Origin of the sequence: Paenibacillus sp. 11B (assembly GCF_030487755.1) — a bacterium.
Lineage (GTDB): Bacteria > Bacillota > Bacilli > Paenibacillales > Paenibacillaceae > Paenibacillus > Paenibacillus vandeheii.
This window is the reverse complement of record NZ_JAUKNS010000001.1, coordinates 794,969-808,063: the sequence shown is the minus strand read 5'-3', so window position 1 is coordinate 808,063 and position 13,095 is coordinate 794,969. Positions and strand designations below refer to the sequence as shown.

Below are 13,095 nucleotides of genomic sequence, written 5' to 3'. Positions count from 1 at the left end.
TATATGATTCCAATTTCGGATGAGGTTATGAATGTGCTGTCCCAGCGTCTGAAGCTGGGGGAAGGAGCACTTCCCAATATCCGGGTTGAAGTGGACAGGCTGGCATTTATCCCGGGACGGACAGAAGAGTTCAGGCATATGGTTTCTGAGCTAGTACCTGTCATCAGTACACAATCCGTTTGGGTGGATGAGTCGAGTAACGGGATTTATAATGGCTCGACCGAAGCTACCGCCCAGGATATTTGTTTTCCGATCAAGGGTAAAACGCTGATTACCACCGAGGTTACAGATGAATTTGGTGCTCCTCGTAAAAGCGCGTCAAAAATTCACCGAGGCATCGATTTATGGGAGCAGATCGGAACGCCAATTCTGGCTGCATGGGCGGGAAAAGTAGTCCGCATATCCCGGAATAAAACAGAAGGTGCCGGTAATGCCGTGAATATAAGACATGATAATGGTATTATTACCAAATATTTTCATTTGAAAGAAATTCTCTGTTCGGTGGATGATGAAGTAGCTCAAGGGGCGGTCATTGGAACACTAGGCAATACGGGTGGCGTATATACCAATGGCCATAAGGTTTCTGCTGCTGAACGTGCAGCGGGTAAAGGGAGACATCTACATTTTGAAATTTGGGAAGGGGTTAATCCAACAACGAAAACCGGAGAAGGTGGTAAGGCGGTTAATCCCAGATTATATCTGAGCGGACAGCGCAAACTGCACGGAAATGCGAAAACAACATTTACTGATGTAGTGCCGGTTCAGGTTGAAGGATATCCAGGAGAGATTAAACTGAATGAGAAATTTGATAAACGGAACTGGTATGAGAAAAGCGTTTATACAACCGGATTAAAATTTTCAGATTACGCCAAGATCGAATCGGGCTGGACCCTGTTTGATTCAGGAGGCAAGTTGCTATATACGTTTGAAGGAAAAGCCGCGGTAGTCGAATTTGAGATCAACGTGACTAAACTGAGCATGCCTACTCAAGGGCTTCTTAGTATTGGAATGGGGACTAATTTTAGTGAAGCGGCCGGGGATTCTTTCGCTGTGGTGATTGATGGTAAAACGTATGCTTATGTCAATAAGTTCACCGGGGCATATGACCTGACTAAACTAACGGAATTGAATAATATTGTGATCCCCGCAAAGGCCAAAAGCATCAAAATTAAGGTGACTTATGGGGGCAAACAAAACGCCACTGTTCCAGCCGGCACAGTTCCTGCTACGAAGGTGAAATACAAAAAATTCGCCATTGATTATATTCGTATACAAGAGTTGTTGCCTGCTCCGTTGAAGAATCAAAAGAGTGAAGAAGGACTTGATCCGTCCAAAGGCTATTATCAAACGAATAGCTATGAAGGTTTTGTCATGAACAATAGGCCAGAATCGGATTTTATTCAGGTTGGATCTTTTGTCTATATGGACACGCAAGTTCTTCCCAATATCATTAGTGCCGAAATTGATGATCAGTTTGACTCTGAAGCCAGGGAAGCACGGCTGACCATCTCCAATCCCAGAGGATTCTTTTCACCGGACTATAATCCTGCCCATTTTCCCGAGCTTGGGGGCGTCCCATCTCCATGGTCTTATTTTGCCAATGGATTCCATGTTGGAGTTCTCAGTGAAAACACACCGATACGCATTTACATGGGCTACGGTCAGCATATGATGCGGGTATTTACCGGATTGATCGACAAAGTCGACATTAATGGTGAGGGCTCTACCCTGGAGATCACGGCTCGAGATATGTACAAGCGCATTATCGAGAAAGTCATTTCGGAGAAAAAAGCTTATCCAGAGGTAGATGAGATTGATAATGTGCCGGATCCGGTGCCGCCTGCAGCGGTAGGGACGGACCGGACATCAACCATTATTCAGGCTGCCCAAGCTCAAGCTGCAAATTATGGTGTACCGGATCACAAATTTTTGCTTGCAATATGCAAGCATGAGACCGTACTTGGCACACAAGGCATGGGTAAGGAAGAGAACGGCAGTTTTATTCTTGGATACGGAATCCCTAAGAAGGAATACGAAGGTATTCAGGAGCAGATGAAACGTGGAGCAGAACGGATGTCCAAAGCACTGGCTTCCAGAGGGAAGAAAGTGACTTCCAAGGCGGATGTACTGTATTTCCATAATGGAGGAGACATCGCTCCAATGATCTGGAGTGAAGATCGTGATAATTGGGTGAACAAGGTATGGACCTTTTATCAGGAGATGCTCGCAGACCCGGCAAGCTGGACCATTACATCTACATCCACACCGGCGGTTACACCGACACCAGCTCAGCCTGTGGAACTTGAAAAGCCGGCCTGGGTTAAATCCACGGTTGTACTAGATCTGGTTAAACATGCAGGTATGGTGGGGTGGAGGGCAACCAGTGAGGATCGCTCTTATCCTGACTATGTGATCGACGAGACCTATCTGATTGAGGTGAATCAGAAGACGGGCAGAGTCATTGTTCCGGTACCGGGACAGGAGGGTGAGTTTGAAGTCAAGGATGCAAGTACGGTACTTACGCCCAATGGATGGCTTAATCCATTCATTGAGGAGTATGGCAAAACGTTTGAGCAATGGTCCGCCAAAGTTACGGAAGCCGTTCAGGATATTATTTCGGAGATTCCTTATCGAAGCTACTGTGACCGTTATGGTACATACCGATTGGAACGCTTGAATTATGACAAACCGGTCGTTGCCGAGTTTTCCGAGAATGACAATCTGATCTCCATTACCAAATCGACGGATTGGTCCAGAGGAAGAAGTCACATCGTGGTTATCGACTCGAATCAGCAACAGAGCAGTTTTGTGGACAAGGAGATCTTGCTCGAACTCAAAGGTGAGATCCGAACTATGGTGCTAGCGGTTCCTTGGGCGAAGACTGTTGAGGCCAAGAGGCAGGTGGCAGAGCGAGCTTTTTTTGATATGAAACGTATGTGCCGTACGCTACAGGTATCCATTCCTGCGAATCCTGCTCTTGATCTGCTTGACAACGTTATCGTGACGGATAAAACGACTACCACCCGCTCCGTTTACACGATTAAAAGTATCAAAACAAGCTATTCCGTGGATCGGGGCATGCTTCAGGTCATTGATATGATGTGGGCAAGAAAGGGAGTGATGGTGTAATGGCCGGCATCGTGAATGAAAATATTGTTTTTCCTGTGCTGGATCTGATCCACCGGGAATTACGCAAGTATAGCAGTACTTCAAATTCGAACAGTTCTCCTCTTGAGGGGGAACCTTCCGTTACATTATATCGGGAACACATGCAGGACCCGGACAGGGTGACTGGAGCAGACCTGTTCTACGAATCGGAATGGAAGGTTTCAATCTGGATGAAGTTCGGCTCTGAGGATGAAGAAGACTTTCCTTCCGGGGTGGGCTATTCCCACCCGGATTATGAATACTACAAATATTTCAGGTTAACACAGGTGACCGCCCGCACATTTGATCCAAGTGGAGATTCGATGTTCACCTACAATATTGGTCTAAATTATGATGACGACGGACGCTTAACTGGAACGAGCGTAAATCGTATATAGCATGTAGGGGGTGGTTCCATGGCATTTAATGTTTCTTACATCGCGGGTGGCGTCATCGACAAAGTGCGCGAGCTGCCGTACCCACACTTCAGTAAAAAAACGATCCCTTTCATACGGGGACAGATGTTGGACATTCCGGCGGCCAAGACCACCAAGTCCGATACGTTTACTCTGGCGTATGATACGGAGTTTCTGAGCATTGCGTTTGCTGCGAGTCACTACTGTGTCGGCGATTACTGGGAACTGACGATCGGAACTGAAAAGGTGTGCCACACCATCTATGCGAAGGAGCTTCCTGAGTCGGTATCCATGGGTAACAGTTTCGGAATTGTCTACCCGATTCCGGCGGGAACGATCATTAAGTTTGACTTCTTCAACGCGGTGGCTGAAGCCAAGTCGGTCTGGTACAACATCAAATTTTTGAGATAAGGAGGGTGACGATGGCACTGCAAAAACCGCAGACGAACTTTGCCGCCTATATTGACGGAGAGTCGGAAGCACAAAATCTGATCAACACGTTGGCCGATGAGATTGTGAGTGCTGACATTCCCAGAGCAGAAGGCGGGATTGACGCAAATCGTTGGGAAAAAGTCTATGAGGCTGAACAAGATTATTGGGTAACATACACCCCAAAGACTCGTCCTAACATTCAAGGGAAGTACCTTCATACGGATGGTAACTTGTATGACGTGGTTAAAATTCCTGACTACAGTAAACTTAAATTCAAGAATGGAACACCTGCTGTTGAAAAAGATGGATTTCTCTATGAAGTAAGGTCAATTTATTGGGATCCAGTCGTAGAGGGCAGCGAAGTTCCTAAAGTAAGAGATAAGGATTATGGTAACTACAAGACGGGAAGAAAGATTCAGGTCGTTCAGTTTTCTTATACTGATAAGATGGGAGATACTATTTTTGTAGATGTTCCTAATCAGCTTGCAATTTTGGTTACAGATCTTACTAAACCTGATGGTGTTTCTGCGTATATTGTAAAGCAGAGACAGACTCTTAGTACCGGTGAGGTAGTTTATTTGGATGACTGGAATGAATTCGAACTGGTTACGGAACTTCCAGATGACTGGAACTATGCTCTGAAGACGGCTTATCAGTGGGAGTATGTGAGATATTACGATTATTATAGTCCGTGGACAACGTTAAAGAACAGTCTCGTAGAGCCTAGTAAATCCAAATATACGTTTACTGAGCGTTATTATACTGCTGATCCGGTCCATGATGTGCCTTCAAGAGTAGTAGTTAAAGGTACACCAACGGTACCCACAGGAATTCCTGTTCGAGAGTACTCCGTTATGTTTGAGCAACCTACGAATGACTGGAACTACATTAACATTTATTATGGCGAAGACTTTGAGGGTATTAACGCAAGTGGAGATTCGTCGACCACATATACAGGGGCTTGTGATCCAGCTACGGTTAAACCGGGTTTAACGCCTATAGTAATAGATCAAGCCAAAGCACAAGCAATCTATGAGATGTGGAATACTGATACGATTGTCAAAACTTTCATCCCACCATCCACGAAGTGGAAGTTGGACTACGACGGGAAAACAGAAATTGTCAGCCCGGCGGCTCGCTTTTTCCATGGGCGAGATTCTACAACGTCTTGGCTGCCTAACAAAAAACGCAGACCAGATTACCTGGTAGCCTACACGCTATCGGTAAATAATGATCGGGTTATCGTTGTTCTTGAAGGTGATCCTTCACCGAATATCCACAGCTATTATCGAAGTTTTGGATACATAGGCAAAATTGTTCCGTTCAATGACTTTGACCATGGCGGGAACTTCGGGGTTACGGTTGGTATGGGTGATTTGCGGACGGATATGACAGGTTATACGAAAAAAGATATTTTAACCGACCTTAATCCGGATCTGTACGCCAAATATGGGGAGTACACTTCAAATGGCATGGATTCCATGTCCATGTTGAAGACACGGAGTAATGTCCTGTTCCAACGTTATTACCCGGCCTTTATTTCGCATCTCCCGAATTACCCTTCTGTCGGTACGCTTCCTCCGGGGCTGTCCAAACTTGTTGTCGATACGGACGGTTTCCAGAAGTCCCTCTGGACAGGAAAGTATCACGCCAGTCCAATCTACCTTGTTCATCAGGCTGAGGGGTATCGGGGATATATGGATGGTGTGGTCGCGATTTACGATCATAATCTGGTTAATCGTGATGAATTAATCGTAGATACAGAGATTTTGAAAGATAAGTCTAACCCTTCTCTGGGCACATGGACAGAAGTTTATAAATTTTTCAGTATCAAGAGCCCGTTGAACCTCTTCAAGCATTCACCATCACCAGACGTTATTACCATTGCATTTTTGAAAGAGATAAAATAAGGAGGACTACTATACAATGGCAAACTTTAAATATGTAGAGACAATCACCACTTCCCAGGACTTGTTGACAAAACTGAAAGAGGAAGTCACGGGCTTTAAGAGCTTCCCTTTTGAGTCAACTGCGAGTGAGACCCAGGAACAAAATTTGTGGGAAGTATTCTATGAGGAAAAGGACAGCAACGATCGCGTTCAGGAACTCATTCTTCGTGGAGTTATGACGATCGGTACTCAAGCAACTCCAATCACCAAAAAATTCTATGTTAGCTTCATCAATCACGCTTTGGTACCACGAGTCGTTGCACCTGTTCCGGCTTATGAAGAGCATAGTACTCTAACTGTACAGTTGCTTGAAGGACTCGAGGGCAGTGAGCCAACTACATTACCGGTTACAACCCGACCTACGTTCAAGCTGACAGGTCATCCGGTACTTTACCAATGGGCATTGGAAAACTATACACCAACGGATCGAAATAAAGAGAAACCTGTATATATGTATGTAAATGTCATGAACAACCGCTTGGCGATGGTTCTTGTTGCAGACCCTGCGGTGAACTTCCTTGATTACAAAAAATCTTTCCTGTATGCAGGTGCCTTGAAACCGTTCAAATACAACCTGAATGATGTAGACGGTAACGTGATGCTCACAGCCGGTGCCGTGATTGAGGAACCCGATATTTCTCAGATTGCCAAAACAGGAACATACTATTATGGTCAATATACTTCTGCAGGTAACAACACACTTCAGATGTTGAAAACTAAATCAGGTATTGAATTCCAGCAGCATTACCCTTCCTTTATTACACAAGCTCCACCGAAAGGTAAAGCGTATCTTGATCCGGAATTGGGGGATACAGGTCTGGAACTGGAACCACAAGGCTTCCAGGCATCGAAATGGACTTCCAAATATCACTTGTCTCCAATCTATGTGGTTCACCCTTATGAGGGCTACCGCGGTCAATTCGATAACTGCATCGCAGTTACGAAGCATAATATCCTTCACCTCGATGAGTTGATCATTGATGTGGAAGGTAAGTCTTGGAACCAAGAAGTGTATCGTTACTTCGATACAGATACAGCACAGAACTTTATGAATCTATCTGCCAACCAACGCATGGGCGTGGCCATTCTGAAGGAAGTACGCTACTTGTAAGTTGAACTGAATGAAAGCTGAATCGTATAGATTCAGTGAGAGGGAACTTTCTGAGACTCCACTCAGGGGTTCCCTTTTTTTCATTGGAAGGGGGCAGTGACGTGAGTCAAGTAGTTAACCAGTACGATTTTACCGTAATAGATTATACGACAACTCAGTACGGCTACCTGTTCACTGTTGGAACTACAGGAAGCAGGCCTGAGGATTATCGATTTATATATATGCCTTACAGCCGTTATCCAAGTGTCCTGATGCTTGATTTCTATATGGCAAGATCGATTTCTCACGGGTTCAATCATCAACTTGTGGAAGCGATTCGCAAGGATCTTGAAGGAGAAGAACGGTTTATTGTTCTGGGTGATGCCAAACAGGGTAAAGAAGGCATTCTACCTCGCTCTTCAGAAGGAACGGGCTCGACAACTAAGCAAGGCAATATTATGGATTTTTCATTTGAGATGGAGAGATCTGCGTTAATTGAAGCTTTGGAGATGGATCATCGGCAAGAAGGTCATAGGCTAAATGATGAGAAAGTATCAGCCGTCGATGAAGATATGACAGAAGGCTGGCGGGTGGATAACGACAAAGAGCTGAAAATTGTGCGGAATTTGGGTCTTACCCGTAACTTTGTAAAGAATTTGGACAAGCTGGAGCCCGGCAAAATCAGTTTCAGGGTCAGTGATTTTGGGATGATTGCCGACTATGCAGATAGCGCAGAGGAAGACAGTCAATCCGAATTGGTGATTAAGCAATTAGTGCACTCCGTCAGAAATGATAAACCGGATATGGATGTGGCAGAGGTTTTCGAGGAAGTGAAGAAGAATATCGGACGATCAACGGAGAACAATTTTCTGTTGGAAGCACTCCAAGATAATCTTAGGACTACAGTACTCGGGGAAAGTATTCAGTCTCAGAAGGTGAGCAGACAAAATGTAGAGCTTCTGTATCAGGACTTGCTTGGGCAAAGGGAGAGCGGTAAGGAGACATTTACCGAGGAAGCTACCATCATCGGGGCGAGGATCTACAATGACCAGCAGTTATCTATTTTTTCAGAAATGTCTACAGCTTTTATACGCCGATTTCAGGAAATAAAGTATATGCATATTGATCGGACGAGCCCTCAAGGTACAAGAGTATATAACACTTCCCAGCTGGCTCTCATGCGAACGCTGGGTGGTGCTATACGAGAGACTACATTTAGTGGTATGACCACGGGGAAAATTGCTCAAGCGTTCAGGGACATTGAAGAGAGTATATTCCTGTCACAATTGAATCAAGCTACTCGCGACATTGAGTATGAGATGATGACTCATGAGAATGTGCTTGCCAAATTGAAGGACCGTCAATACCCGACATTTCTCCATACGGATATAAGAGGTGTACGCCAAGTCGATAAGAGACTTCATCTCCAAGATGATCTCGGTCAAAGCACCCGTGATCGATATCGATATGAGCCAGTACTTCGTCCAAGTGATATTCTCTGGCATCCGATGCAAGCTCAAAGAATTATAAACAAACATCCTTCAACTATAGAATCGGACATTATTTTCGCCAAAAGGGATATAGAGTCAATTACCGATGTGGAAAGGCAATTTCCATGGGCTGTTCGAAGTCATGCTGAAGATATGAACATCATAAATGATCTGACTACTGCTCAGAGAGTTTATCTGGAGAGCATGTATATTGAATATGAACGCCCTGAGGCTCGACGGATTTATGTGGTGCAAAGTACTGTTGATCGTGATGCGGATCAGGCTTACCGCGAAAGTACAGAGTATGGTTTCGTTTTCAGAGATCTGCAAGAAAGCAGACGAATCAGCAAAATTCCAGGGTATGTAGAAAGGGAAAGTACAATAGGTAAACGAGTGTTCGTAGAGGCTCTTGAATTACTTAGTAATCTTTCTCTAGGTGAAAGACAGAGTAAGCTCGAAACCTATATCGAGGAAAGATTCCATACTGCAAAATTAGAACAAAGGAAACTTTTTATTCCCAACATTGAGGAAAGTGCAGACAGAAAAAAATCCTTTAATGGTTATACGACAGAATTAACAACGGCAGAGAGAGCGCTGGCCCATGATTTATGGTTACCTGAGTTTGAGGAACATCTGGCTGAGAAAAAAGTGATACGTCCTTCCCTGTTCGAAAATTTAAAAACGTTTGGAAAGAACGATAATCAGAAGCAATTGCATCTAACAGATAAACCACTTGAATCGCACCGAGATCGTAAGAAGATGGATATGGAAGCCATTCTTCAGTCTATTCGAGATATGGGTCGGCCGACGATGATTCGAGACGAACTCTTGGACAAATTGGTTGGTGGAGGCTGGTTGGGGAATAAAGCGTACCCTGGATATCTGGACGAGGAATTCATCGTTGGGGAGATCTTGCAGAACAGTCCTGCTGTCATTCTGGAAATGATGATGGAGGCTGTGAATGATGATCGTGCTTCTAGTTACTTTGACGAAAACTTCCTGATTGGGGTTAGGGAACGGGTAGATGCGTTAATCGACTGTGGGATCTTGACAGCTGACAAAGAAGGAGCAAGGTCAGGTATTATATCCTTTAATTTCGAAGGTTCGAAGAAATCTCAGATTGGTGTTATTGGGAAGGAACTTGCAGAAGCATCGAAAAATTTGAGTGAAACAATACTTGAAGATGAATCCCTATCGGCTGAAATGAACAGACGTAGGTCCACTTTAGAGGCAGACGATTTCGAGGGAGTAAAAGTGAAGGAGAATCTGCATGGCGAAATTACGGAAGTAATTTATGGGGCAGATTTTAATGCAAGGCCGGCTATTATTGAGGCTGAAGATCCATTAGGCTACCTGATCCCAGGCGGGGGATTATATCCAGACGATCCGGCGTATCAGGGAAGTAAGGTTGAACGTAGAGGACAAGCCTCTGCCGAGTATACGGCAGGAGCAAAATTTGAACGTGATGGAGCGACTCTCGATCATGGTGTCATGGGTTCCAGCGGAAATCGTGAAAGTGTACTTCATACCGAATTCAATATGGGTGGGGCTTCCCGCGACCGTTATGGAATCATCAATGAAGAATACACACTGGGTGGCACGAACTTGCGCCAGATGCTTTTAAACACTGAAAATCTCATTGGAACACCAGTGCTTCGTGAGGGATATTCGAAAGAACATGAGGCTATGGGAACAATTCCAACAAGAGAAGCTCTATTTACTGAAGAGTACTCCATAGGTACAGCCAAGATTAGACAGTTGTATTTTAATGAGAGCTATTCTATTGGATGGATTGAACTACGCCAAGCAGCTATTGATATAGATTATTCTCTGGCTACATTGATATGGAGACCGTCTTTTCTTAGCAAGGATTATTCCATAAGCAGCGCAAAATCTCGAGATGGTGAAGCAGAGATTAGAAATACATTCGGTTCCTTGTGGGCAAGGGAAAGTGCGATGGATATTGAGTTTAATGCAGGAATGCGCCAAACTTGGGAATCGACTTTGGAAAGCGTCGCTCCTGTAGGGAACCGGGGAGATCTTTATGGTATGCTGCAAAATGAGGTGTCTCTGGCATTTACAGAAGTGAAAACTGCTGACCTTGACGATATTCTGTTGGCTGATTCAATTAAACGCGAGGGCCAATTGAGCGTTGATATCATTTCGGATAACATAAACAGATTGTCCTTCATGCTTGAAGAAAACCATTCCACAAGAATCATGAAACATGCATCAGTCCATGAGGTTGAGAGTGAAGTGGTTAAATTACGCTTCAGCCAGTTGGATGATGAGGCTGTGTACGGTGGCAAAGGTATTAGGGATGCGGACTTCATTGAACTGATTTATGAAGCGATAAAGGGTAAAAAGGATTCGACACTGGAAGATACCTTGGTTATAGGATCGAAGGGTACACGTATAGCCTTAATGGAGGAGTCCCTTCTTTCCATTCATCTGTATAGAGATACTATAAATTTCGATAATGATGTTGTCTTTGCCTGCAAGAATACTCAGGATGCTTACCTTCATGAGACAACAGAGAGCGTTATAGAAAAGATTGCTAATCTTGAAGAACAACTCGTAGCGGACAAACCGAAATATGGTTACCTTGATCCTGTATTGCCACTGGGCGGTACAAATCTGAAGTATGGTGATGTCCCAGTGGAATCGGTGGGGGGCACAGGCCTCAGCTATGGAGATATGCCTATAGAAATAGTTGGCGGAACGAATTTGAAATACGGGGATGTTCCGGTTGAGATTGTAGGCGGCACAAACCTGAAGTATGGAGCGATTGAGAATGTGCTCTCAGCAGATAAGCCTCAGTATGGCAATATGGAAGAGGATCTGTTGGCCGACAAACCTCAATATGGACATTTGGAAGAAAATATTTTCGGATTGAAAAATGTTAAAGATTCATTTCTTCATTCACAGCTTCTCGGCTTGAAATACGGTAAAGAAGCTGACTTGATCCAAACTATTGATTTAAATAAAGATAGTAGATCAGCATTCCAGCATGACAACCTTTTCGGGAGGAAAGGTGAACGATGGGCACATACCCATGAGACGGTCGATGATGTAATGAAACTGCGAAATGGATCGCTGGATCAGGACATGTTATACGGAAACAAGGAGTTAAGAGAATCCATTTTGGAGATGGAACTTGTTGGATTCCAATATAAGCAGCTGGACCTAATCCAAAGCGAAGATGCTTATCTTAAAACGAGAGACGTTCATATTGAAGATGACTCGTTCATGAGCTCCAGAAGTTCTTATGACGCGTATAACCATCAATTGGATTCTGGAATGAACTTGTTAAGAAGCACGACTCTGGATTGGGAGCAACTTGCAGCGGGGAAAATAGATCGATATGGTCATTCACATGAAATGGAAAGTGGCGTTGCGGGTGAGCGAGACGGTGACCATTTCGATGGGATATATGGGACCACACTACAGAGGTTTGCTTTCTCAGGTGAGGAGTTAAGTTACGGAAATAGTCTTCCATACACAAGTTGCATTGTTAATGATGGCGAGACTTTTGGCAGCAAGTTAATAGACCCAGGTTATCTCAGTAAGAATGATTTTGAAGGGATAACTGAGGAACGTGAAACTAGCATAGAGAGAGAGTTACCGACAGGAATAGCCAATGCCAGACTATCTGAAATTGAGGATCCTGATCGGCTCATGGCTTCATTTGAAGAACGCTGTTCTCAAGTCATCACAGGTTTTATTTTCGCTGAAAGGCCTGAGAAAAGAGCAGAATATTTGGAACAGCTACACGCGTTTCTTCCTGAGAGAACAGCTCATCTCATGGAGATTTATCATGAAGCCAAGATGGAACCGCGAGATAGCTTCACACTGACTGATCATCCAGTGGGGCATCGTGAATCCACTGATGCTTACATACCGATGATGGATACGATGGCACAGGGACTTATATTCGATTACTCAGATGATTTACTGGATCGAGGGATGGATCCTGAAGATTGGGAGGGAGGCTTGGGCGTACCAGAGGACTACGATCCGAATGATCCGTTCAATGTATACTATCCTTACTCCAAGGATATGGATGCTTTGGAGCTATCCCAGTCTGATGACTGGAACAAATTCGGTAAGGGTGATTGGGATCGGGACCGATTGATTGGAAAGTTTTATTCCAAAGAAGATACGAAGGACATCAGTGGATGGTATCGTAATAATTTTCTGGCAGAGACCTACAAGTTCTCCGTTGACTTCAAGGTTGATACGGACACGGATGGTGACGGTGCAGGAATTATATTCAAATACTTTGATGAAAATAATTATTGGATGTTTATGGTTCACGGAGGAGACAGTGATAACAGCCTGGATATGAGGACACCGATGCAGTTATATAAAATCGTTGCTGGCAATCCAACTGCAGTAGGTTCTCCGATGCAACCGTTTAAGTGGGAGAAGAATAAATGGTATACATTGTCCGTATCAGTCATGGAAAACAAGCTCCAGATCTACACGGACTCGAAATTACAATATGATCTTACGGGCACCGATTAACTCGGTGCTCTTTTTGTCGTATAGAGAGATTGGGAGGTGATTGG

Annotated in this window: 6 protein-coding genes; all 6 read left to right on the top strand. The window is 44.3% G+C overall.

The window, feature by feature from the left end; all coding sequences use genetic code 11:
* The first annotated feature begins 3 nt into the window (after positions 1-3).
* The 6 genes from Q0V21_RS03560 (at position 4) to Q0V21_RS03535 (ending at position 13,051) form a co-directional block, all read left to right on the top strand.
* Positions 4-3,129: a M23 family metallopeptidase gene (locus Q0V21_RS03560; protein WP_301877645.1), complete on the top strand. Its 3,126-nt coding sequence runs from the start codon at positions 4-6 to the stop codon at positions 3,127-3,129.
* Positions 3,129-3,545, top strand: a complete 417-nt coding sequence (locus Q0V21_RS03555; RefSeq protein ID WP_094936927.1) for a hypothetical protein — start codon at positions 3,129-3,131, stop codon at positions 3,543-3,545. The genes Q0V21_RS03560 and Q0V21_RS03555 overlap by 1 nt, the downstream gene beginning before the upstream one ends.
* A gap of 18 nt (positions 3,546-3,563) precedes the next feature.
* On the top strand, positions 3,564-3,974 hold the full coding sequence (locus Q0V21_RS03550; protein ID WP_094936926.1) for a hypothetical protein: 411 nt from the start codon (positions 3,564-3,566) through the stop codon (positions 3,972-3,974).
* Positions 3,975-3,985: 11 nt separating this feature from the next.
* On the top strand, positions 3,986-5,905 hold the full coding sequence (locus Q0V21_RS03545) for a hypothetical protein (protein WP_094936925.1): 1,920 nt from the start codon (positions 3,986-3,988) through the stop codon (positions 5,903-5,905).
* Between the two features lie 16 nt (positions 5,906-5,921).
* Positions 5,922-7,055 carry a hypothetical protein gene (locus Q0V21_RS03540; protein ID WP_094936924.1) on the top strand — a complete coding sequence of 378 codons (1,134 nt, stop codon included), beginning with the start codon at positions 5,922-5,924 and terminating at the stop codon, positions 7,053-7,055.
* Between the two features lie 101 nt (positions 7,056-7,156).
* Entirely contained in the window at positions 7,157-13,051 is a 5,895-nt protein-coding gene (locus Q0V21_RS03535; RefSeq protein ID WP_301877643.1) for a hypothetical protein, read from the top strand.
* The last annotated feature ends 44 nt before the right edge of the window (positions 13,052-13,095 follow it).